Origin of the sequence: Rhizobium binae, from assembly GCF_017357225.1 — a bacterium.
In the GTDB taxonomy this organism is placed as follows: domain Bacteria; phylum Pseudomonadota; class Alphaproteobacteria; order Rhizobiales; family Rhizobiaceae; genus Rhizobium; species Rhizobium binae.
In genome coordinates, this window is the sequence record NZ_CP071604.1 from 2672049 (window position 1) to 2693245 (window position 21197).

General features: G+C 63.0%; 22 protein-coding genes. 16 read left to right on the forward strand and 6 right to left on the reverse strand.

Annotated features, from left to right (window positions below; genetic code table 11):
• Positions 1 to 366 precede the first annotated feature (366 nt).
• A complete protein-coding gene (locus J2J99_RS13110) occupies positions 367 to 1350 on the forward strand; it encodes a squalene cyclase (RefSeq protein WP_168299597.1) in 984 nt (327 codons plus the stop codon).
• Between the two features lie 28 nt (positions 1351 to 1378).
• Here J2J99_RS13110 and J2J99_RS13115 read toward each other — a convergent pair whose 3' ends face one another.
• Complete coding sequence (locus J2J99_RS13115; RefSeq protein WP_168299581.1) at positions 1379 to 1903, reverse strand: DUF6428 family protein; 525 nt, start codon at positions 1901 to 1903, stop codon at positions 1379 to 1381.
• Positions 1904 to 1945: 42 nt separating this feature from the next.
• Here J2J99_RS13115 and J2J99_RS13120 point away from each other — a divergent pair, with 42 nt between their 5' ends.
• Genes J2J99_RS13120 through arsC form a run of 4 tightly spaced genes read left to right on the forward strand, consistent with a single transcriptional unit; the run spans position 1946 to position 3946 of the window.
• On the forward strand, positions 1946 to 2302 hold the full coding sequence (locus tag J2J99_RS13120; RefSeq protein ID WP_168299579.1) for an ArsR/SmtB family transcription factor: 357 nt from the start codon (positions 1946 to 1948) through the stop codon (positions 2300 to 2302).
• A complete protein-coding gene (locus J2J99_RS13125) occupies positions 2299 to 2829 on the forward strand; it encodes an arsenate reductase ArsC (protein ID WP_168299577.1) in 531 nt (176 codons plus the stop codon). Before J2J99_RS13120 ends, J2J99_RS13125 begins: the two co-directional genes overlap by 4 nt.
• Entirely contained in the window at positions 2829 to 3527 is a 699-nt protein-coding gene (locus J2J99_RS13130) for an MIP/aquaporin family protein (RefSeq protein ID WP_168299557.1), read from the forward strand. The genes J2J99_RS13125 and J2J99_RS13130 overlap by 1 nt, the downstream gene beginning before the upstream one ends.
• Positions 3524 to 3946: an arsenate reductase (glutaredoxin) gene (arsC, locus tag J2J99_RS13135; RefSeq protein WP_168299541.1), complete on the forward strand. Its 423-nt coding sequence runs from the start codon at positions 3524 to 3526 to the stop codon at positions 3944 to 3946. The genes J2J99_RS13130 and arsC overlap by 4 nt, the downstream gene beginning before the upstream one ends.
• A 6-nt stretch (positions 3947 to 3952) precedes the next feature.
• Here arsC and J2J99_RS13140 read toward each other — a convergent pair whose 3' ends face one another.
• The 5 genes from J2J99_RS13140 to J2J99_RS13160 form a co-directional block, all read right to left on the reverse strand.
• Entirely contained in the window at positions 3953 to 4219 is a 267-nt protein-coding gene (locus tag J2J99_RS13140) for a hypothetical protein (protein ID WP_085742704.1), read from the reverse strand.
• A gap of 112 nt (positions 4220 to 4331) precedes the next feature.
• Positions 4332 to 6857 (reverse strand): mechanosensitive ion channel family protein, encoded by a 2526-nt coding sequence (locus tag J2J99_RS13145; RefSeq protein ID WP_168299533.1) that lies wholly within the window; start codon positions 6855 to 6857, stop codon positions 4332 to 4334.
• Positions 6858 to 6980: 123 nt separating this feature from the next.
• On the reverse strand, positions 6981 to 7532 hold the full coding sequence (locus J2J99_RS13150) for a DUF924 family protein (RefSeq protein ID WP_168299530.1): 552 nt from the start codon (positions 7530 to 7532) through the stop codon (positions 6981 to 6983).
• A gap of 84 nt (positions 7533 to 7616) precedes the next feature.
• A complete protein-coding gene (locus J2J99_RS13155) occupies positions 7617 to 8681 on the reverse strand; it encodes a sensor histidine kinase (RefSeq protein WP_168299527.1) in 1065 nt (354 codons plus the stop codon).
• A gap of 152 nt (positions 8682 to 8833) precedes the next feature.
• The gene (locus tag J2J99_RS13160) at positions 8834 to 10279 is read right to left on the reverse strand and encodes an MFS transporter (protein WP_168299525.1); all 1446 of its coding nucleotides are present in this window, start codon (positions 10277 to 10279) and stop codon (positions 8834 to 8836) included.
• Between the two features lie 537 nt (positions 10280 to 10816).
• Between J2J99_RS13160 and J2J99_RS13165 the strand changes: the two genes are divergently transcribed.
• The 11 genes from J2J99_RS13165 to J2J99_RS13215 all read left to right on the forward strand — a co-directional run bounded on the left by J2J99_RS13165 (position 10817) and on the right by J2J99_RS13215 (position 21197).
• Positions 10817 to 12142 (forward strand): ABC transporter substrate-binding protein, encoded by a 1326-nt coding sequence (locus J2J99_RS13165; protein WP_168299520.1) that lies wholly within the window; start codon positions 10817 to 10819, stop codon positions 12140 to 12142.
• Positions 12143 to 12261: 119 nt separating this feature from the next.
• Positions 12262 to 13230 (forward strand): carbohydrate ABC transporter permease, encoded by a 969-nt coding sequence (locus J2J99_RS13170; RefSeq protein WP_168299518.1) that lies wholly within the window; start codon positions 12262 to 12264, stop codon positions 13228 to 13230.
• Positions 13227 to 14180: a carbohydrate ABC transporter permease gene (locus tag J2J99_RS13175; RefSeq protein ID WP_168299499.1), complete on the forward strand. Its 954-nt coding sequence runs from the start codon at positions 13227 to 13229 to the stop codon at positions 14178 to 14180. Before J2J99_RS13170 ends, J2J99_RS13175 begins: the two co-directional genes overlap by 4 nt.
• Entirely contained in the window at positions 14177 to 14389 is a 213-nt protein-coding gene (locus J2J99_RS13180; RefSeq protein ID WP_168299497.1) for a hypothetical protein, read from the forward strand. Before J2J99_RS13175 ends, J2J99_RS13180 begins: the two co-directional genes overlap by 4 nt.
• A 3-nt stretch (positions 14390 to 14392) precedes the next feature.
• Positions 14393 to 15490, forward strand: coding sequence for an ABC transporter ATP-binding protein (locus tag J2J99_RS13185; protein ID WP_168299495.1), 1098 nt, complete (start codon positions 14393 to 14395; stop codon positions 15488 to 15490).
• The gene (locus tag J2J99_RS13190) at positions 15483 to 16490 is read left to right on the forward strand and encodes an ABC transporter ATP-binding protein (RefSeq protein WP_168299484.1); all 1008 of its coding nucleotides are present in this window, start codon (positions 15483 to 15485) and stop codon (positions 16488 to 16490) included. Before J2J99_RS13185 ends, J2J99_RS13190 begins: the two co-directional genes overlap by 8 nt.
• 53 nt (positions 16491 to 16543) lie before the next feature.
• Positions 16544 to 18184, forward strand: a complete 1641-nt coding sequence (locus tag J2J99_RS13195; RefSeq protein ID WP_168299482.1) for a dihydroxyacetone kinase subunit DhaK — start codon at positions 16544 to 16546, stop codon at positions 18182 to 18184.
• Positions 18185 to 18231: 47 nt separating this feature from the next.
• A complete protein-coding gene (dhaL, locus tag J2J99_RS13200) occupies positions 18232 to 18852 on the forward strand; it encodes a dihydroxyacetone kinase subunit DhaL (RefSeq protein ID WP_168299480.1) in 621 nt (206 codons plus the stop codon).
• Between the two features lie 14 nt (positions 18853 to 18866).
• Complete coding sequence (gene dhaM / locus J2J99_RS13205) at positions 18867 to 19265, forward strand: dihydroxyacetone kinase phosphoryl donor subunit DhaM (protein WP_168299476.1); 399 nt, start codon at positions 18867 to 18869, stop codon at positions 19263 to 19265.
• Positions 19265 to 19609: an HPr family phosphocarrier protein gene (locus J2J99_RS13210; protein WP_168299460.1), complete on the forward strand. Its 345-nt coding sequence runs from the start codon at positions 19265 to 19267 to the stop codon at positions 19607 to 19609. The genes dhaM and J2J99_RS13210 overlap by 1 nt, the downstream gene beginning before the upstream one ends.
• On the forward strand, positions 19593 to 21197 hold the full coding sequence (locus J2J99_RS13215) for a putative PEP-binding protein (RefSeq protein WP_168299450.1): 1605 nt from the start codon (positions 19593 to 19595) through the stop codon (positions 21195 to 21197). Before J2J99_RS13210 ends, J2J99_RS13215 begins: the two co-directional genes overlap by 17 nt.

Sequence of the window (21197 nt, forward strand, 5' to 3'; positions counted from 1 at the left end):
AGGAAGCATCCGGATGGACCCGCTCGCGATTTCTTGCAGATATGATTAAGAAATCAGGCGCGAAGCGCCGCGTTCTCAGCATCGGACGGCCTTTCGCCGACAATTGTCGCATTGCAGGTCGTGGACCTTGATCTCCAGCTTCCTGCTCTCCTTGGCGCAGTCGGGCCACGGTATGGCAAGCTCCCGCGTACGCATTGATCATGGGGCGTATCTGCATGCATGGCCGAAACGAGGTCGTCCGGCGCGGCGATAGAGCGTCGCAGCGCCGCGAGACAAGAGCGAGTTGCCTTGAGCCCGTCCGGCTGGCGGAGCCCCGCCGAAGCCGTTATAAACGCGTGATCGACCCCACTATCGGCGGATGTGCTCATGACCCAACCCGATCCGGTGATCGAATGGCTGCTCGATTCCGACCCGGCAATCCGGTGGCAGGTGATGCGCGATCTCACCGATGCCCCCGAGGCGGAGTGGATGGCGGAGCGGACCAAGGTGGAGACGGAAGGCTGGGGCGCAAGGCTGCTTGCCTGCCAGGATGAGGACGGCCAGTGGGCGGGCGGCGCCTTTCTTCCCGCCAGTTTCGACCCTCGCGAGTGGCGCGAGCGCGGTCAGCCGTGGACGGCGACAAATTTTTCGCTATCGCAGCTGCGGGAATTCGGGCTCGACCCCTCATGCCGGCCGGCGCGGCGCAGCGTCGAACTGATTGGCGCCAACTCCCGCTGGGAGGAAGCCGGGCAGCCCTATTGGGAAGGCGAAGTAGAGGAATGCATCAACGGCCGCACCGTCGCCGACGGCGCCTATTTCGGTGTCGATGTCTCCGCCATCGTCGAGAGGTTGAGCGGCGAACGCCTTGATGACGGCGGCTGGAATTGCGAACGGTGCAACGGCTCCATCCGGTCGTCCTTTGCCAGCACCCTCAACGTGCTGGAAGGGCTGCTGGAATTCGAGCGAGCGACGGGCGGCACGCCACGGTCCAGGCAGGCGCGCGGAACAGGCGAGGCATTTCTTCTCGAACGCAACCTCTTCCGCCGCCTCGGCACCGGCGAGCCGGCCGACGAGCGTTTCCTGCTCTTCTTGCATCCGAACCGCTGGCGCTACGACATTCTGCGGGCGCTCGATTATTTCCGCGCCGGCGCCATGCTGACCGGCGCCGATCCCGACCTGCGCCTTGCCGAGGCGATTCAGCATCTGCGTTCCCGACGCCTCGAGGACGGCCGCTGGCCGCTCGACTGGACCCTGCCGGGCCGCGTGTGGTTCGAGGTCGACGGCGGACCAGGCAAGCCCTCGCGATGGATCACGCTCCGCGCCATGCGGGTGCTCCGATGGTGGGATGAGCGGCCGTCAATCCGAGCCTGACGGCAAGCCCAGCGAACGTGTCACCTCTCTATGCGCAACAGGCGCTTCCCGCCACTGACGGACCGCAGCAAGCCGCAGCCTTTCTGCTCTCCTCGGCGAGCCAGCGGTCGCGCGGCTTGCAGCTTGCCGGCCGCGGCGAAAGGGCGACATGCACCGCCCCGCCGCGCAGAACCGGCATTGCCGCGGAATAGAGCTGCATCGGCCGCACGCCATCGCTCACTTCGAATGTGAGTTTTGCGGAAGCATCGAGCTGCGCATGCTCAGACACCTTCAAGACGATCGCATGGAATTTGCCGGCCGGCATGTGCGTGCGCCCGCCCTCCTCGATGTCCCAGAGCTGGCTGAAGATCTCATTCCAGGCCTCGGGATTGGCGCCGCAATCAAGCGCCGAGAATTGGCCCGCCTTCACCTCGGTGATGTGATAGCCGGGCTTCACCGGCCGGCCTTCATAATGGAAAACCAGCGGCGCGTCCTTGTTGCCGGAGAGCGCATCCAGTAGCAGGCCGAGACTCATCTCCTCCGCCTGCATATTGTTGTTGTCGACGGCATTCATCTGCGCTAATCCTCGTTTCAACGATTCAAGGATTATTGAAATATGGATCAACGTCAAGCCCTCGCCGCATTCGGTGCGCTGTCGCAAGAAACGCGCCTTCACATCATCCGCATGCTCGTCGTCGCGGGTCCTGACGGAATGGCGGCTGGCTCCATTGCCGAAAAAGCAGAGGTTTCCCCGTCCAACGTCTCCTTCCATCTGAAGGAGCTGGAAAGAGCCGGGCTGATCACTCAGCAACGTGAATCTCGCTCGATCATCTACACGGCCAATTACGAGGCGCTCGGCGGCCTGATCCGCTTCTTGATGGAGGATTGCTGCGGCGGGAATGCCGAGATCTGCGCGCCTGCCGCCGCCGTTGCCGCATGCTGTACACCTGCAAACCAGAAGGAACTGCAATGACCACAGATCGCGTGTACAATGTGCTCTTTCTCTGCACCGCCAATTCATCCCGCTCCATCATTGCGGAATCCATCCTCGAGACCGAGGGGAAGGGCCGGTTCAAAGCCTATTCCGCAGGCAGCCAGCCGAAAGGGCAGGTCAATCCCCTGGCGCTGAACGAGTTGCAGGCATTGGGTTATCCGGCCACCGGCTTCCGCTCGAAGAGCTGGGACGAGTTCGCCAAACCCGATGCACCCGAAATGGATTTCATCTTCACCGTCTGCGACACCGCCCATGGCGAAGCCTGCCCGGTCTGGCTCGGCCATCCGATGACCGCCCACTGGGGCGTCGAGGATCCGGCCGCCGTCGAGGGCAGCGAAGTCGAGAAGGGCTGCGCCTTCGCGCAGGCCGCCCGTTTCCTGAAAAACCGGATCATGGCCTTCCTCAGCCTGCCTCTGGCCTCGATCGACAAGCTGGCGCTGGAACAGCACCTGCGCCAGATCGGCGCCATGGAAGGCACGACTGCAAAACCGGTGAAGGCGGACTAATGGCTTCCTTCGATCTGCCGCGCCGCCTGGTCGCCGAAGTCCTCGGCACCGCCATATTGGTCGCAACTGTCGTCGGGTCCGGAATCATGGCGACATCGCTCACGGGGGATACCGGACTTGCCCTGCTCGGCAACACACTTGCGACCGGCGCTATCCTGGTGGTGCTGATCACCATCCTCGGCCCGATCTCCGGCGCCCACTTCAATCCGGCGGTCTCGCTAATCTTCGCAATGTCCCGCTCTCTGCCGAAATGCGAACTTGGCAGCTACGTACTCGCGCAGTTTGCCGGCGGCGCGGTGGGAACCGTTACAGCCCATCTGATGTTCAATCTTCCGCTCGTTGAGCTGTCGAGCAAGGTCCGCACCGGCGGCGCGCAATGGTTTTCCGAGGGCGTCGCCACTTTCGGCCTCGTCGCGGTCATCCTCGCCGGCATCCGCTTCGAGCGGAAAGCGATTCCATGGCTGGCGGGGCTCTACATCACCGCCGGCTATTGGTTCACCGCCTCGACCTCCTTTGCCAATCCGGCCGTCGCGTTCGCCCGCGCCCTGACCGACACCTTTTCCGGCATCCGTCCGGTCGATCTTCCCGGTTTCTGGCTCGCCGAAATCGCCGGCGCGGTCGCAGCTCTCCTCCTCTTCACCTGGCTGCTACAGCCGGCCAAGACATCGTCAACACTTTCCTCCGAGGCGAAGCTATGAACGTCACCATCTATCATAATCCCGCCTGCGGCACGTCGCGTAACACATTGGCGATGATCCGCAATGCCGGCATCGAGCCGACTGTTATCGAATATGTCAACAAGCCGCCATCACGGGCGGAGCTGGTCAAAATGATCGCAGATGCCGGCCTCACCGTGCGCCAGGCCCTGCGCGAGAAGGATACGCCTTACGCCGAACTCGGCCTCGGCAATCCCGATCTGAGCGACGACCAGTTGCTCGACGCCATGCTCGCCCAGCCGATCCTGATCAACCGACCCTTCGTCATCACGCCACTCGGCACGCGTCTGTCGCGACCCTCCGAGCTGGTTCTAGAAATCCTGCCAGAGACGCATAAAGGTGCCTTCGCCAAGGAAGACGGCGAGAAAGTGCTTGATGCGGAGGGCAAGCGGATCGTCTGATCCCTCTTATTTGACGACGGCCGAGCCCTTGATGATGTCGATCGTCTCGCCGCCGTCAAGGCCGATGCGGTCGCCGTCGGGCGTCGTCATGAAACAGCCGGAGGGGCAGAGATTTTCCGAAGCCCCGGCATCGACCACGACCTCGACACGCTGTCCCCCTTCCGTGATGACGAGCACCACGGCGGCAGGATCGGTGTTGGTGACGGATGCCGCATGGACCGCCGGCGCGGCAAGCAGCGGGACAAGCAGAACGGCGGCAAATCTTGCCATCATGTGCGGCGGCGCGGGCGCGCCCTCCCCTCGAACGATCGGTGCTGCCCTCGGCAGCGATCCCGATTGCGGAGATCATGCACATAGACCTGTGAACGATGGCTGAATGAGCCGTTCAGCTCTTCCGACTGACCTCGGCGGTGCGGCCGCGCAGCTGTCGCACCCGATGTTCCTCCTCGCCGGCAGCCCCGTCCGCGGAACTGGGCCTGACGTCGCGAGCTTCGTTCGCGATGGCGGCGGGCGCTTCGCGATGGATGGTAAGATCGCTCTGCGGCAGCGGAATCTCGATCCCCTCGTCCTTGAACCGCCGGAGGATCTCGATCCTGAGATTGTTGCGCACCGTCATGCCGTCACCCATGTCGGCGAGAAAGAAGCGCAACTCGAAATCCAGCGAATACGCGCCGAAGCGCAGGAATTCGACATGCGGCTCGGGATTGCGCATGACAAGCGGAATCTTCGCCGTCAGCTCCAGCAGGATATCCATCACCTTCTGCGGATCTGCATCGTAGCTGACCGAAACCGCGATTTCCGAGCGGCCGATCCTGTTGCGGTGCGTCCAGTTACCGACGAGTCCGTTGATCAGATCCGAATTCGGCACGATGATCGACTGTTTGCGGAAGGTCTCGATCTCGGTGGCGCGCACCGAGATGCGCTTGACGATGCCTTCGGCGGTGCCTGACACCACATGGTCGCCGACCTTAAACGGCCGCTCCACCAGCAGGATCAGACCGGAGACGAAGTTGGAGACGATGTTCTGCAGGCCGAAACCGATACCGACCGAAAGCGCGGAAGCGACGAGCGCCAGACTCGACAGATCGATGCCGGCCGACGAAACGCCAATGATCGCCGCCATGCCGACGCCGAGATAGCCGATGCCCGTCTTGACCGAATTGCGCACGCCGAGATCGACATGGCTGCGCGCCATCACATTGCTGTCGAGCCAGCGCTGCAGCCAACGCGACAGCAGATAGACGCCGGCAAACAGCAGGATGCCGGTGCAGATGCCGAGCAGCGAGATGCTGATGCCGCCGAGCTTGACCTCGGTGAACAGCCGGTAGGCGATCAGTTGCAGGTCCTGCACATGGAAGCCCCAGAGCAGCAGGATCAGCGGCACGCCGACGACGAGCGCCACCGCATAGATGGCAAGGCCGACGAGCAGGCCGACCTGGTCGATCGCCACCGGCCCGAGATTGAAGCGGCGCGTCAGGAAACGCGCGAAGAAGGTATCGCCGAAGCTCTCCTGCCGCGAGATCGCCTTGCCGGAGAGCAGGCCGACATACATCGTGGCAACCACTGCGCCGGTGATGATGAGTTGCGTCGCGACGAAGCGCGCCAGTCCGACATAGCCTGCGAGCGCAGTGACGATGAGACCGGCGCCGACGACTCGCAAAATGATTGCCATGCCGCGCGGCCAATGCCGGCCCGGCGCGTCCGGATCGCCGCTTCTTGCCAGCATCGGCTTGCCGAAGGAGGCAGCGATCAGGATCACGCCGATGATGAGCGCGGCGATCAGGCTTCTGACCACGGTCAGCACCAGCGGCGAGCCCATCGCCTCGCTGACAGAGCCGAACAGATAGTCGAGCCCGTTGACGATCGCCATCGCCAGCAGGCAATAACCGATTGAGCGGGCGCCGAGATTGGAAAGCTTCACCAGCCGCCAATGCGGTTCATGCGGTGCGAAGATGGCGTTGACGAACCGGCCGACGAAATAGACGAGCCCGATCGTGCCGAACAGCGCGCCGACGACGGGTGCGATATCGGGCCTGAGCACGTTGAAACTGTTGAGGAAGAAGAACGACGTGACCAGCAGCACCGCAAGCGCCAGGGTGCGGATCAACGTCGACCAGAAGGCGATCGACAGCCGGCCGATATAGGACGGGTTCTCGACCGCCTCATCGCGGCGCAGATACGCGCCGAACAGCCGGTAGCTGCCGGAGAGCAGAATGAGCGCCGAGGCGAGCGACAGGAAGATTGCAGCAAACAACGGGAAGCGCTTGAACTTCCAGACGAAGGCGGCCCAGCTTGACAGGGCCTGCGAGAATTCGCTGACCTCGTGCACAAAAGCGCCGGCGGCATCGTCGAGCACCGAGACGGAGATTTCGGTGCGTCTGAAAAGCGTGTCGGCAAAAAGCCGCCGTCGCATCTCGATGATCTCGTTGACAAGCTTCGTTACCGCGATCGACAGGTTTTCAGCGTCGCCTGTCACCGCATTGATCTGCGCACGCTCGGCGGCAAGCGCATTGCGTTCCTGAGTGACGATCTCAGCCTCGGGCGGCTGTCCATCCTTCGGCGGATCGCCGATCTCGCCAAGGCGGTTCTTGATCTGATCGAAACGCGGCCTGAGATTGACCGAGATAGCGATGACGGCGCGGCTGAGTTCGTCGGCCTTGGTCGCAATCCCGACCAGCGCATCGTCATTGTCGGCGTTCTGCTTGACGCTGTCCTGGAGTGAACCAAGCTGGACCTTCGCCTTTTCGATTTCCTTCGCCGCCTGATTGGATGGCGTATCGGCAAGCGGCGTCTCTGCTGCCACCTGTGTCTGCGGCTCCTGCGCCAAGGCTGCTGCACTCTCGAAATGCGCCCCGGCAAACGCCAACGTCATCAGAATAATTGTGCGAAGCAGGATCGTTCTCAGCCGCAATAGCGCCTCCGGGAAGGTTGTCGTCGGGATAGAATGTCAGCTTTTCATTGAAAACAAAGGCGACAGAAAGGCGGCAGATGCCTAAAGCGCCTGGCAGCGAAATCGTACCAATGCATGAAATACTCAGAAACCGGCGTCGGGCCGGGAGAGATAACCAAGCTCCACCGCCGTCGACTCCCGGCCGATTATGGCATTGCGATGCGGAAAACGGCCGTAGGCGGCGATCACATCGTGGTGGCGGACCGCATAATCGAGGTATTCCTCGTCGCCGAGGGCCGTGAACAAGGCCACTGAACGTTCCTGCTCTTCGAGACTTTCGGCATGTTCGAACGGCAGGTAGAAGAAGGTCCGGCACGCGGGCTCCACCGCCTGATCGGCGCCGGCTGCAAGAGCGAGCTTCGCTTCCCGAAGCGCGAGCAGGTCAGTGGCGAAGGCGAGTGGCGTGCCGCGATAGATGTTGCGGGGGAACTGATCGAGCACGATGACGGCAGCGAGCCGGCATATCGCATCGGCGCGCCATTCGTCACCGACACCTGCGGCAATCGCCAGATGGGTATCGCGGAAGGCCTCGCGGATCTCCACGTCGAGTTCCGGCGGCGGCTGGAACCACAGTTCCCGGCCGCATCGGACGAACCAGAAATCATAGACTTCACGCGGCGTGCGGATCGTCGTCATCTCTGTCCTCCCCTTGCGTTAGGTATAATGATACGATGTCAGTAAGATATTGCGGAAAAACGATAATAACGTGCCGCGAGGTCCCTACTTCCCTTCGCCCAACGAAAACACCAGCGTCGCCCTCGTCCCATTATGAGCGGGATCATAGGCGAAATCGCATTTCAGGCTCGCGGCCATCCCCGCCAAAATACGCGTACCGAGCCCCGTTCCCCTTGCCGCGCTCTCAGGATCAAACCCCGCGCCGTCATCCTCGACGAGGACCTTCAACATCTCTTCGCTCTGTTCGACGCTGACGCGGATCTCGCCCGTCACACCGTCCGGATAGGCATATTTGAAGGCATTGGTGACGAGCTCGCTGACGATCAGCCCGAGCGTGATGACCTTGTCGGTTGCCAGGTTGACCGGTGCGGCAGTCAGCATGATACGGTGCGGCCGCCTGTCGTCACGCATCGACGCTTCGAGTTCGGTCAGCAGGCTGTTCAGATATTCATCGAGTTGCACCGATCCGACCTGCCGGTTCGTGTAGAGCCGGCGGTGCACGCTGGCGATGGCATTGATGCGCATCTGCGTTTCGTGCAGCGCGTCGATCGCCACCTGGTCCTTGGTCATCGAGGATTGCATGCGGATCAACGCGCCGACCAGCCCAAGGCTGTTGGCAATGCGGTGATTGACCTCGGCAAGCAGCATCTCGGCAAGATCGCGCTGCTGGCGGATCACCTCCTGCGCATGCGCCGTCTCGCGCCGAAAACGCGCCCGTTCCAACGCCTGTTCGAGGGCAGCGGCGAGCAGATCGAAATAATCGGCAGAAATCCCTTTCAGCATATAGTCGTCGGCGCCCGCCTTCAGCGCCGCGACCGCGATGCTGGTGTCGTCGGAACCCGTCGCATAGACGACCGGCGGGTGATCCGCCATCGCCGTGATACAGGGCAGAATGTCGAGGCCGGTCTCGTCGCCCAGAACGTGATCGAGGACGACGGCATCGATTCCGCCTTCGCCGAGCCTTGCAAGACCGGCAGCGCCATTTTTAGCCCACTCGACCGAAAAGCCACGCCGGCCGAGGTTTTTCTGCATCAGCAGGGCCAGCCCCTCGTCGTCGTCGACATAGAGGATGTGGATCAGGCCGTCCGCATCGACGTTAGTATCGCTCATTCCGTCTCCCGGCGTTCTCTCTGAGCGACGACCGCTCGCAGGCGTCCGAGTCGTCCGCATGGCAATGTGGTATTGCATTGACTGCCCGAGGTAAACTGCGCTTCTTCCGCGCGCTCACTGCCGGCGCCGCCCGATTGGTTTGGCGGGCGAGGCTAATTTTGGCGGAATTTCCGGTGGCCGGAAACTTCGGCGCCCGCCGCCGCCGGCAGTTGCAGGAAGCGCAGCGACGAGGCGACGCCGATTGCGCCGACCACGACGAAAGCCCAGCGGAAATCGGCAAGAACGGGATTGCCAGCACCCCTCAGGGCCGAGGAAATATTGAGAACGGCCGCCGCCACCGCGACGCCGAGCAGCATCGACACTTGCTGAAGCATGCTCGACAGCGTCGAGGCCGAGCTTCGCTGCGCCGGGCCGATATCGGCAAAAGCGAGCGTATTGAGCGCCGTGAACTCCATCGACCGCGACAAGCCAGCGGCAAAAAGCAGCGCATGGATGAAAAACCGCGGCGTGTCAGGTGAAAGGAAGCCGCAGGCGAGGATCGAAAACGCCGCGATCAATCCGTTCAGCACGAGCACCGTGCGGAAGCCGAAAAGGCGCAGGAGCGGCGTCGTTACCGTCTTCATGCCGAGATTGCCGAGGAAATAGACGAGCAGATAGGTGCCGGCGGCGATCGAACTCAGCCCGAAGCCGAGCTGGAACAGGAGGGGCAGCAGGAACGGCGTCGCATTGATTGCCGTCCGGCAGGCCGTGCCCGCCGATAGCGTCGACATCGAGAAACTCTGGACGCGGAAGGCCGAGAGATCGAGCAGCGGATTGTCGACTGCAAGGAAATGCCGCGTCGCCAGGAACGACAGCACGATCCCCGCCGCCAGCATCGCCATAACCGGCAAGAGCCCGCCGTCCCATTTGACCGAGAATTCCAGGGCGGCAAGCAGGAAGGTCAGCCCTGCCGCACTCAGGATGAAACCGAGGATATCCAGCCGGCCGGGATCGGACTCGCGCTGCTCGGGCACAAAGCGCAGCACCAGCCCCATACCAATGACGCCGATGGGGATGTTGATCAGGAAGTTCCAGTGCCAGCTGGCATAGGTGGTGATGAAGCTGCCGAGCACTGGGCCGATGACGGGCGCCGTCAACGCCGGCCATGTGATCAGCGCGATCGCCTGGACGAGTTCGGACTTGCGGGCGCTCTTCAGCACGATGATGCGCCCGACAGGTGTCATTAGCGCGCTGCCCGCCCCCTGGACGGCGCGCCAGAGCACGAATTCCGTGAGGCTGCCGGAGAACGCGCAAAACAACGACGCAGCCGTGAAGACGCCGATCGACGTCAGGAAGACCCGCCGCGCGCCGAACCGGTCGCCGAGCCAGCCCGACAGCGGAATGAAGGCGGCCATCGTTAGCATGTAGACGGTGATGCCAATGCTCATCGACACCGGCTGAACGCCGAAACTCGCCGCCATCTGCGGGAGCGAAGTGGCGACGATCGTGCCGTCGAGGATCTGCATGAAGAAGGAAACGGCGACGACCAGCGCCACGATCTTCGCCTGGCGGCCGCCTGCCGCCTCCTGCCGGTTCTCGCTCGTCTCTGCCGTGGTCATCGATCTGCCAATGAAAGTCTGGATGCCGCGGCAGGAAAACGGGGAGGAAGCCGATTGGAGATCTGCCGCGCGGGAGAACGCGGAAACAGGCCGCGCACCGGGTCCATACGCCGGTTGCGCACCGCCGGAAAGGCTAAATCTCGCACTGCGCCGGAATATTCCCGACGCCGCCGGCCGCGCGATTCAAGAAAAAGGCCCCGCCGGAGCGAGGCCAAGTTTGAACCGCTCCCGGGAAAACAGAAGCGGCGTCGAGGTGCTTATCCTGGGAACCGTTCCACAGCGAGGCCAGACTTCGCCGTATCGGTACGCTTGCGGACGAATTTTCCGAGAAGCGATGAGATTGATCCGCGAAGTCCTCGCCCGCTTGGCGAGTTACCTGTGCAGTGCAACACCGATTGGCGCTTGCAATGTTTATATAAACTGCTATCACTAAACATATTGCTAAACATGATCGGTGAGGAGTTCATGTGAGCATTCTCTAAAATGGGTGAACATGCGACGCCGGCGGGGAGCCGGCACTGGTTCTGGGAGGAACTTATGCAGAAAACATCGAAAGCCCTTTTGGGGCTGGCCGCGGCATTCGTCATGTCGTCGGCACTGCCCAATCTCGCCAAAGCCGATGAACTGACGCTGTGCTGGGCCGCCTGGGACCCCGCCAATGCGCTGGTCGAGCTGTCAAAGGACTTCACCGCCAAGACCGGCACGCAGATGAAGTTCGAATTCGTTCCCTGGACGAGTTATGCCGACCGCTTCCTCAACGAGCTGAATTCCCATGGCAAGCTCTGCGACCTCATTATTGGCGACAGCCAGTGGATCGGCGGCTCGGCCGAGAACGGCCACTACGTCAAGCTCAACGACTTCTTCGACAAGGAAGGCATCAAGATGGATGACTTCGTGCCGGCGACGGTCGTCGGCTACTCGGAATGGCCGAAGAACACGCCGAACTACTGGGCGCTGCCGGCCATGGGCGATGTCGTCGGCTGGACCTATCGCAAGGACTGGTTCGAGAAGCCGGAACTGCAGAAGGAATTCAAATCCAAATACGGCCACGATCTGGCAGCCCCGAAGACCTATGACGAGCTGAAGCAGATCGCCGAGTTCTTCCAGAAGCGCCAGATCGACGGCAAGACCGTCTATGGCGCCTCGATCTACACCGAGCGCGGCTCCGAAGGCATCACCATGGGCGTGACCAACGTCCTCTACGACTGGGGCTTCCAGTACGACAATCCGAAGAAGCCTTACGACATGGAAGGCTTCGTCAACTCGGCCGACGCGGTCAAGGGCCTCGAATTCTACAAGTCGCTCTATGATTGCTGCACCCCGCCCGGCAGCTCCAACGTCTACATGGTCGAATCCGCCGACGCCTTCAAATCCGGCCAGGTCGCCATGCAGATGAACTTCGCCTTCACCTGGCCCGGTCTCTACAAGGACGAGAAGGTCGGCGGCGACAGGATCGGCTTCTTCCCCAATCCGGCTGAAAAGGCGCATTTCGCCCAGCTCGGCGGCCAGGGCATCTCGGTGGTCTCCTATTCCGACAAGCGCGATGCCGCCCTGCAATATATCAAATGGTTCGCACAGCCCGAGGTGCAGGCCAAGTGGTGGGAACTTGGCGGGTTCTCCTGCCTGAATTCGGTCGTCAACGCGCCTGATTTCGCCAAGAGCCAGCCCTATGCCCAGGCCTTCCTGGACTCGATGGCGATCGTCAAGGACTTCTGGGCCGAGCCGAGCTATGCTTCGCTGCTGCAGGCCATGCAGAAGCGCGTCCATAACTACGTGGTCGCCGGCAACGGCACCGCCAAGGAAGCGCTCGACGGCCTGGTGAAGGACTGGAGTGACGTCTTCAAGGACGACGGCAAAATCTAGTGCCGGACGACGGGACAGGCGGCATCCCTCTGCGCGCCATCCTCGCCAGGATGGCGGCCCGGATCGGCAAACGAGCCGGGCCGCCGGATCTCTCATATCCTAAAAGACCGGGTGAAGACTTGACCATTTCCCATTCTTCCATCATGGAGAAGGCAGCCGACGCGACAGCAAAGGCAACGCCGCTCTCGGTCGCCCGGCGTGTCCGCGGCCTCTCGGACAGGGCGATCGCCTGGCTGTTCATTGCGCCAGCCATCAGCCTGCTCTTGGCGATCAACATCTTCCCGCTGCTATGGGCGATCTATCTCTCCTTCACCAATTATCGCGCCAATCGGCCGAATGCGCCGGTACAGGGCGTCGGCCTTGGGAATTACGAGCGCGTCCTCAACGATCCCGATATCTGGCAGGCGATGCAGACCACCGCACATTTCGTCTTCTGGACGATCCTGCTGCAGACGGTGATCGGCTTCACGCTCGCCTACCTGATCGACCGCAAGTTTCGCGGCCATGCCTTCTGGACGACGATCATCCTGATCCCGATGATGCTGTCGCCCGCCGTGGTCGGCAATTTCTGGCGCTTTCTCTACGAGCCGCAGATCGGGCTCTTCGCCTATGCCGTGTCGCTGGTGTCAGGCATTCCGACTTCCGATATCCAGATGCTCGGCAACGTCTCTCTGGCGCCCTGGGCGATCGTCATCGTCGATACCTGGATGTGGACACCCTATGTGATGCTGATCTGCCTCGCCGGCCTGCGCTCGATCCCCGACTATATCTACGAGGCGGCCGAGGTCGACCGTGCCTCGCCATGGCGCCAATTCTGGTCGATCACCGTGCCGATGGCCCTGCCCTTCATCATGCTCGCCGTGCTCTTCCGCGGCATCGAGAATTTCAAGATGTTCGACATGGTGACGCTACTCACCGGCGGCGGGCCGGGTTCGGTCACCGAAGTCGCCTCGATCACCCTTAAACGCGCCGCCTTCGAAAGCTGGGCGACCGGCCGGGCCTCGGCCTTCGCCATCATCCTCTTCGTCGCGGTGTTCGGCCTCGCCAACATCTACGTCAAGGCATTGAACAAGGTGAAGCAACGATGAGTGCCGCCAACTCCGCCCATTCGGTCGTCGAACCGAGCGCATCCAACAAGCGCGTCGCCGGCACCATCGTCGTGCTTTACGCGCTGATCACCCTCATCCCGCTCGTCTGGATCTTCCTGACCAGCATCAAGTCGCCGCCGGATTCGATCAGCTATCCACCCAAGATCGTCTTTACCCCGTCGCTCGAGGGCTATTGCAACCTGTTCACGACGCGCACCCGGCAGACGCCGGATTATATCGCCTCGCTGCCGGCGCCGGTCGGCACCTGCGATGAGGTGACGCGCAAGCGGAACATGGTGATAGCAGGCCCGTCGAATTTCGTGCCGCGCTTCGTCAATTCGCTTGTCATCGCCTTCGGCTCCACCTTCCTCGCGGTCTTCCTCGGCACGCTCGCCGCCTATGGCTTTTCCCGCTTCAAGGTGCCGCTCGCCGACGACCTGCTGTTCTTCATCCTGTCGACGCGCATGATGCCCCCGATCGCCGTCGCCATCCCGATCTACCTGATGTATCGCGAGCTCGGCCTGTCGGACACGGCACTCGGCATGATCCTGCTCTACACCGCGGTCAATGTCTCGCTCGCCGTCTGGCTGCTCAAGGGCTTCATCGACGAGATCCCGCGCGAATACGAGGAAGCGGCGATGATCGACGGCTATACGCGGCTGCAGGCCTTCCGCAAGGTCGTGCTGCCGCAGGCAACGACCGGCATCGCCGCCACCGCGATCTTTTGCCTGATCTTCGCCTGGAACGAATATGCGTTTGCCGCCCTGCTGACCTCAGGCGAGGCCCAGACCGCGCCGCCCTTCATCCCGACGATCATCGGCGAAGGAGGACAGGACTGGCCGGCCGTCGCCGCCGGCACGACGATCTTCCTGATCCCGATCCTCGTCTTCACCATCCTTCTGCGCAAGCAGCTGCTGCGCGGCATCACCTTCGGAGCCGTCCGCAAATGAACCATCTGATCGAAACACGCACCCCTGCCCGTCCGAAACGGCCGTTCTTCTTGCGGCGCGGCCCGATGGAGGCCATCGCCACCGTGCTGATCGGGCTCGGCTTCCTGATGCTGTTCCAGCCCTTCCTGTTGGTGCTCTACACCTATTCGCTGGTCACCCTGCTTGCAGGCACCGTCATGTTCATCATCGTTTCGAAATTCGCGGAGTGAACCATGGCGGACATCCGGATTGAGAATCTCCGCAAGGAATTCGGCAGCTTCGTTGCCGTTCAGGATTCGAGCTTCACCGTCCATGACGGCGAGTTCCTGGCGCTGCTCGGTCCATCAGGCTGCGGCAAGACGACGACGCTTCGGATGATCGCCGGCCTCGAGCTGCCCTCGAGCGGCAAGATCTATCTCGACGGCGAGGACGTCACCTTCAACCGCGCCAGCGCCCGCGACATAGCCTTCGTCTTCCAGCTCTTCGCGCTCTACCCGCATATGAATGTACGCAAGAATATCGGCTTCCCCTTGCTGTCGCAGGGCATGCCCAAGGCCGAAATCCGTCAGCGCGTCGAAGAGACCGCGCGGCTGCTGCAGATCGATCATATTCTCAACCGCTCGGTCTCCGGACTTGCCGGCGGCGACCGGCAGCGTGTGGCGCTCGGCCGCGCCATCGTCCGGCGCCCAAAATGCTTCCTGATGGACGAGCCGCTCGGCACGCTCGACGCCGAGTTCCGCGAGGTCATGGTCCACGAGCTGCGCGAACTGCACAACCGCATCCATGCCACCACCGTGTACGTCACCCATGACCAGCACGAGGCAATGGCGATGGCCGACAAGATCGCCGTCATGAACCATGGCGTCATCGAGCAGTTCGGCACGCCGCAGGAGATCTATGCCAAGCCCGCGACCATGTATGTCGCCGATTTCATCGGCTCGCCGCCGATGAACTTCATCCGCTTCACCTCGGGCCTGAAAAGCGGCGACACGTCCATCCTGCTCGATGGCGTCGATGTCGCTGTTCCCGAAATCCATCAGGACATGGCCGAGAGCGAGCTGGCGCTCGGCGTGCGGCCGGAGCATATCCGCTTCAGCGATGCGTCGCCCCTTCGCGGCGCCGTCTACGGCAGCGAATATCTCGGCACCAATCAGGTCGTGGCCGTTGAAACTCGGGGCAGCCTGATAAAGGCCCGCGTCCCCGCCAATCGCACCTTCCGGATCGGCGAGACCGTCGGCCTGGAATTCAACCCGGCGAAACTCACGCTCTTCGACCGCACGTCGGGCCGCGCGGTGGCATCCCAGCTCTATCAGGAGGCCCGGAATGGCTGATGTCGTCCTTAGGAACCTCGCCAAGCGCTTCGGCGATACTCAGGCTTTGGCCGATCTCGATCTGTCGATCCGCGACGGCGAATTCGTCGTGCTGCTCGGTCCCACAGGCGCCGGCAAGACCACGACGCTGCGGCTGATCGCCGGCTTGGAAAAGCCGGACAGCGGTCACATCGAAATCGGCGGCCGCAATGTCGCCACTGAGGCGCCAGCCGAACGCGACGTCGCCTTCGTCTTCCAGCAATATTCTCTCTATCCGCACATGACGGTTTACGAGAACCTCGCCTTCCCGCTGAAGGCGCCTGTGCGCAAGCTGAGCGTCGAGATGATCGACCGCCGCGTGCGCGAGGTCGCGCGCATGGTCCGGATCGAACATAAACTCGCGAACCGCTCGACCAGGCTTTCCGGCGGCGAGATGCAGCGTGTCGCGATCGGCCGGGCACTGGTGCGCCGGCCGGCCATCTATCTGATGGACGAGCCCCTGTCCTCGCTCGACGCCAAGCTGCGCGCCGAACTCCGCCTGGAACTGAAGCGGATCCAGAAGGAGTTGGGCTCGACGCTGCTCTATGTCACCCACGACCAGGTGGAAGCCATGACCATGGCCGACCGTATCGGCATCGTTGCCGAGGGCCGGCTGATGCAGGTGGGAACGCCGCGCGAAATCTACGGCAATCCCGCCAACCTGCATGTCGCCGCCCGCCTCGGCCAGCCGCATATCAACCTTCTGCCGGCGGACCTGCTTCCCGGGGGCCGGCCGCCGGCTGGCACAAAAACAGTCGGCGCCCGCACCGAACATCTCGATATCATTGTCGGCAAGGACGCCAATGCCGAGATCGACTGGATCGAGCATCTCGGCGACCAGAACCATCTCCATATTAGAGCTGGCAATCACAAGCTCGTCACACTTGCAGATCCATATCTCGCGATCGCGCCGGGCGACCGGATCAGCCTGACGCTGCGCGATCCGCTTTATTTCGATGCGGCTGGACAGCGCCTATCCTGACCGGCAAACACACATGACGACGGCATGAAAAACAAACAGACGGGTCTCAATCGATGAAACACTTTTTCAACCGCAGGGAAACCATCGTTACCGAAGCTCTGGACGGTCTGCTTCTGACGAGCGGCAACGGTCGTCTCGCCCGCCTCGACAGTTTTCCCGACATCAAGGTGATCCTGCGCGCGGACTGGGACAAGTCGAAGGTGGCAATTATCTCCGGCGGCGGCGCCGGCCATGAGCCTTCGCATGCTGGCTTCGTCGGCAAGGGCATGCTGACGGCAGCCGTCTCCGGTGAAATCTTCGCGTCCCCGAGCGTCGATGCCGTGCTGACGGCGATTCGCGCCGTGACGGGTCCGAAGGGCGCCCTGCTGATCGTCAAGAACTACACCGGCGACCGCTTGAATTTCGGCCTCGCCGCCGAAAAGGCGCGCGCCGAAGGCTTTGACGTCGAGATGGTGATCGTCGCCGACGACATCGCCATCCCCGGCATCAACCAGCCGCGCGGCGTCGCCGGCACGCTTTTCGTGCATAAGATCGTTGGCTATCACGCCGAAAGGGGCGAGGACCTGAAGACTGTCGCAGCCCACGCCGCGGCAGCCGCCGGCGACATCGTCTCGCTCGGCATGTCTCTCTCAACCTGCAGCGTGCCCGGCCAGGCGCATGAAGACCGTCTCGGCGCTGATGAAGGCGAACTCGGGCTCGGCATTCATGGCGAGCCCGGCCTTGAGCGCATCGCGTTGCAGCCAATTGCCGATATCGTCGCCACCATGGTGGCGCGCCTGTCGCCTGCGCTGCGTGAGGGGGCAAATCACGCCCTCCTCATCAACAATCTCGGCGCCGTGCCGCCGCTCGAAATGAACGTTATCGCCAATGCCGTGCTGTCCTCATCGCTTGGCCGCCGCATCCGGCTGATCATCGGCCCGGCGCCGATGATGACTGCGCTCAACATGAATGGTTTCTCGCTGTCGCTGATCCGGCTGGATGCCGCGCGTGAAGCGGCGCTGACGGCTACGGTCGAGCCGCATGCCTGGATGCCGGCCGTCGAGCTCCACGAGATCCAGATCATCGCCGCGCCGAAAACATCAGCCGGATTGAACGGCGCGGCACTGGCCGGGGAGGACAGCCGCAACCGTCGCCTGATCACGGCGCTCTGTGAGCATCTGATTTCGCAGGAAAGCGAACTCAACAGGCTGGACGGCCGCGTCGGCGACGGCGATACCGGCTCGACGGTAGCGACGGGCGCCCGCAGCGTGCTTGCGCGCCTGGACATGCTGCCGCTCGACCGGCCGGCGGCAACGCTCGCCTCGCTCGGCGATATCCTCGGCACCAGCATGGGCGGATCGAGCGGCGTGCTGCTGTCGATCTTCTTCACTGCGGCGGCAAAGGCGATGGCCGACAAGGCCGATATATCTTCCGCCCTTCTTGCCGGGCTCGACAGGATGACGTTCTATGGCGGAGCCTCAGTCGGCGACCGGACAATGGTTGATGCGCTCTCACCTGCCCTGCAGGCGCTCGCATCCGGCGATGTCGCCGCAGCCGCAAGGGCGGCCGCAGCGGGTGCGGAGTCGACCAAGACGATGACGAAGGCTAGAGCCGGACGCGCCTCCTATGTCGGCGAAAGGGATCTGGCGGGCGTTGCCGATCCCGGTGCGGTCGCCATTGCCGGCGCGTTCGGCGTGGTGGCAAGCCTCGCCTGAGCGGCGTAAAGTTAGAGAGCCGCGCGGGAGATGTGGCGACAGGGAGGATGGCAGTGCAGGCGGAACCGATGCTGGTGGCAGGATTGATTGAGGTGTGCCGCGCGACGATCGCGGAGAATACCGATCACCTCTGCGCGCTCGATCGCGCCATCGGCGATGGCGATCATGGAACCAATATGCGGCGCGGCTGCGAGGCGGTGAGCGCCGAGGGCGAGAGCCTGTCCAGCCTGCCCTTCCCCGACGCGGTGGAAAAGATCGGCCTGGCGCTGGTGATGAATGTCGGCGGTGCGGCGGGCCCGCTTTACGGCACGTTGCTGATGGAGATCGGCCGCGAGCTTCGCAAAAGTGAGGAAGTGGCTGATTTTCCGCAGGTGCTGAAACAGGCGATCGACGCGGTGGCAAGGCGCGGACGCGCCCATACGGGCGACAAGACCTTACTCGACGTGCTCTATCCCGTGCATGCGGCACTGGCGAAGCGTTCACCACTCGGCGACATCGCCCGCAAGGCAGAACGCTCCGCCAATAGGACCGCCGCGATGAAGGCGTTGCGCGGGCGTGCGGCTTATCTCGGCGACCGTTCGATCGGCCACGTCGATCCCGGCGCGTGGAGCTGCGCGCTGCTGACCACTGCGATCTGCCGCTATCTCGGGGAGCATCGGCCCCAATGAATGCAAGGACCGACATGACTGCCAGGACCACAAACGTGGGTATCGTGATCGTCTCCCACTCGCCGCTGGTGGCGCGGGGTATAGCCGACATGGTGCGCCAGATGGTCGGCGACTGCGTGCCGCTCGCCTGGTCGGGCGGCAACGTCCACGGCGAACTCGGCACCGATGCCGGCGGCATCCTGAGGGCGATCGAAGCCGCCTGGTCCGATGCCGGCGTCGCGGTCTTCGTCGATCTCGGCGGCGCCGAAACCAACAGCGAGATGGCGATCGAAATGCTGGGGCTTCCCCGTTCGGCGCTCGTCTCCATCTGCAACGCGCCTTTGGTCGAAGGCGCAGTCATCGCTGCTGCCGAAGCATCGGGGGGCGCATCGCTGGCCAAGGTCGTCGCTACAGCCGAGGAGCTGTCCCCCTGATGGCGAACGGATTGCGTATTGAAAAACAGGAGCCTGGTCCATTGCACGTGAACTGCCAGACGGAGGTGGAAGTCAAGCACGGTGTCGGGCTGCATGCCCGCCCCTCCGTCACCTTCACGCGGCTTGCCAAGTCCTTCCCTTGTTCGATCGAGGTCGCAGTCAACGGCAGCGACGTTTGGCTGAACGGCAAGAGCATCATCAAGATCATGAACGCGAGAATCCGCAAAGGGTCTATCCTCCGGATCCGCGCCGACGGCATTCTCGCCGATGAGGCGATCCGCGCGCTGAAGGAACTCATCGAGCGCAACTTCGATGAGGAAAAGAAACATGGCCGAACCGCTTAGGCTGAAGGCAAAGAGCGCATCCCCGGGCATCGCATCCGGCCCGGCCTTTCTCGCGGAGGAGCCGAAAGCTCCTTCCGCTGCCGAGCGGCCGGACGCCGGTCTCGCGCCTCAAACCGCCGGCGGATTCGGCGCGCTGGAAAAGGCGATCGATATCTCGATCGGCGAACTCGAGCGCCTTGCCGAGGGCGCCGATGCCGAAAGCCGCGATATCATCGATTTTCAGATCGAGGTGCTGCGAGATCCAACAATCGCGGAAGCGACCGGCGCGCGCATGGAAAAGGACCAGAACGTCGTCTTCGCCTGGGTCGCCACGCTCGACGCCTATGTCAGCGAACTCGAAGCGGCCGACGAGGAACAGATGCGGGCGCGTGCCGTCGATATTCTCGACATCAAGAACCGCGTGCTCGGGGCGCTCGCCGGCACCCCGATGACCGATTTCCCATCCGGTTCGATCTTTATCGGCAAGGACATGGAGCCCAGCCGCTTTCTCGCCCACGACTGGTCGAAAGGCGGCGGCATCGCGCTGTTTGCAGGCAGCACCGCCGGCCATGTCGCCATGCTCGCCCGGGCGAAATCGGTGCCGATGGTTGTCGCCACCGGGCGCTTTTCAGTCGCAGACGGTGATCCAGTCAGTGTGGATGGCGACGCCGGTGCGGTCATCCTGCAGGCGGGCGGCATGCTGACCCCGCCGCCGGCGCCCACTCAAGTGCCTGCCGGCGACACGCAAAGCGTAAGCGGCGAGCTCCGCACGGCGGACAGCGTGCCGATCCTCATCTCCATCAACATCAACGATCCCGCCGAGATCGACGCGCTCGATCCGGCAACGGCGGGCGTCGGCCTTATGCGCTCGGAGTTTTCGGTCACCTCGCTCGCCGATGCCGCCAACGAGGAACGGCAACTGGCGATCTATCGCCGCGTGCTGCAACAGGCAGGCGAAAAGCCGGTGATCATAAGAATGCTCGATATCGGCGGCGACAAGCCACTCACCGGCCTCGAAGACATGCCGGCTCTCGACCCGGGCCTGCGCGGCATCCGGCTGCTGCTTGCCCGGCCGGAAATCGCCCGTGTGCAGGCCCGCGCCCTGCTGCGCGCCGCCGTCTACGGCAGGCTCTCGGTGATGCTGCCGATGGTGACTTTTCCCGACGAAATCGACAGGATGCGCGAGATATTCCGGGAAGAAGCCGAAAGGCTCGGCCGCCGTTCCCTGCCACACCGGATGCCGCCGATCGGCATGATGGTGGAGGTACCATCGGCCGCATTGATGCTCGACACCTTCGGGTCGGCGGCGTTCTTCTCGTTCGGAACCAACGATCTCACACAATATCTTGCCGCATCCACCCGTGACGACATCAATGCCGATGCCGGCAAGGCCGCACCCGCCGTGCTCCGGCTTATTGCCCAGGCGGTGAAGCTTGCCGCCGGCAAGCCCGTCAGCATCTGCGGCGACATGGCCGGCGATCCCCGCTATCTCTCGGGGCTACTCGCCGCTGGCCTCCGGCATTTTTCCGTGGCGCCGGCCCGGCGTCCCGCGATAAGCTCGGCAATCATCGGTCTCAATGCCGATGGTACAAAGGCAGCCGGAGAATAG

Excerpts from the sequence above, each read along its gene's own strand:
- J2J99_RS13110 (WP_168299597.1), top strand. The coding sequence starts at position 367 with ATGACCCAACCCGATCCGGTGATCGAATGGCTGCTCGATTCCGACCCG.
- J2J99_RS13115 (WP_168299581.1), bottom strand. The coding sequence starts at position 1,903 with ATGAATGCCGTCGACAACAACAATATGCAGGCGGAGGAGATGAGTCTC.
- J2J99_RS13120 (WP_168299579.1), top strand. The coding sequence starts at position 1,946 with ATGGATCAACGTCAAGCCCTCGCCGCATTCGGTGCGCTGTCGCAAGAA.
- J2J99_RS13125 (WP_168299577.1), top strand. The coding sequence starts at position 2,299 with ATGACCACAGATCGCGTGTACAATGTGCTCTTTCTCTGCACCGCCAAT.
- J2J99_RS13130 (WP_168299557.1), top strand. The coding sequence starts at position 2,829 with ATGGCTTCCTTCGATCTGCCGCGCCGCCTGGTCGCCGAAGTCCTCGGC.
- arsC (WP_168299541.1), top strand. The coding sequence starts at position 3,524 with ATGAACGTCACCATCTATCATAATCCCGCCTGCGGCACGTCGCGTAAC.
- J2J99_RS13140 (WP_085742704.1), bottom strand. The coding sequence starts at position 4,219 with ATGATGGCAAGATTTGCCGCCGTTCTGCTTGTCCCGCTGCTTGCCGCG.
- J2J99_RS13150 (WP_168299530.1), bottom strand. The coding sequence starts at position 7,532 with ATGACGACGATCCGCACGCCGCGTGAAGTCTATGATTTCTGGTTCGTC.
- J2J99_RS13155 (WP_168299527.1), bottom strand. The coding sequence starts at position 8,681 with ATGAGCGATACTAACGTCGATGCGGACGGCCTGATCCACATCCTCTAT.
- J2J99_RS13160 (WP_168299525.1), bottom strand. The coding sequence starts at position 10,279 with ATGACCACGGCAGAGACGAGCGAGAACCGGCAGGAGGCGGCAGGCGGC.
- J2J99_RS13165 (WP_168299520.1), top strand. The coding sequence starts at position 10,817 with ATGCAGAAAACATCGAAAGCCCTTTTGGGGCTGGCCGCGGCATTCGTC.
- J2J99_RS13175 (WP_168299499.1), top strand. The coding sequence starts at position 13,227 with ATGAGTGCCGCCAACTCCGCCCATTCGGTCGTCGAACCGAGCGCATCC.
- J2J99_RS13180 (WP_168299497.1), top strand. The coding sequence starts at position 14,177 with ATGAACCATCTGATCGAAACACGCACCCCTGCCCGTCCGAAACGGCCG.
- J2J99_RS13185 (WP_168299495.1), top strand. The coding sequence starts at position 14,393 with ATGGCGGACATCCGGATTGAGAATCTCCGCAAGGAATTCGGCAGCTTC.
- J2J99_RS13190 (WP_168299484.1), top strand. The coding sequence starts at position 15,483 with ATGGCTGATGTCGTCCTTAGGAACCTCGCCAAGCGCTTCGGCGATACT.
- J2J99_RS13195 (WP_168299482.1), top strand. The coding sequence starts at position 16,544 with ATGAAACACTTTTTCAACCGCAGGGAAACCATCGTTACCGAAGCTCTG.
- dhaL (WP_168299480.1), top strand. The coding sequence starts at position 18,232 with ATGGCAGTGCAGGCGGAACCGATGCTGGTGGCAGGATTGATTGAGGTG.
- dhaM (WP_168299476.1), top strand. The coding sequence starts at position 18,867 with ATGACTGCCAGGACCACAAACGTGGGTATCGTGATCGTCTCCCACTCG.
- J2J99_RS13210 (WP_168299460.1), top strand. The coding sequence starts at position 19,265 with ATGGCGAACGGATTGCGTATTGAAAAACAGGAGCCTGGTCCATTGCAC.
- J2J99_RS13215 (WP_168299450.1), top strand. The coding sequence starts at position 19,593 with ATGGCCGAACCGCTTAGGCTGAAGGCAAAGAGCGCATCCCCGGGCATC.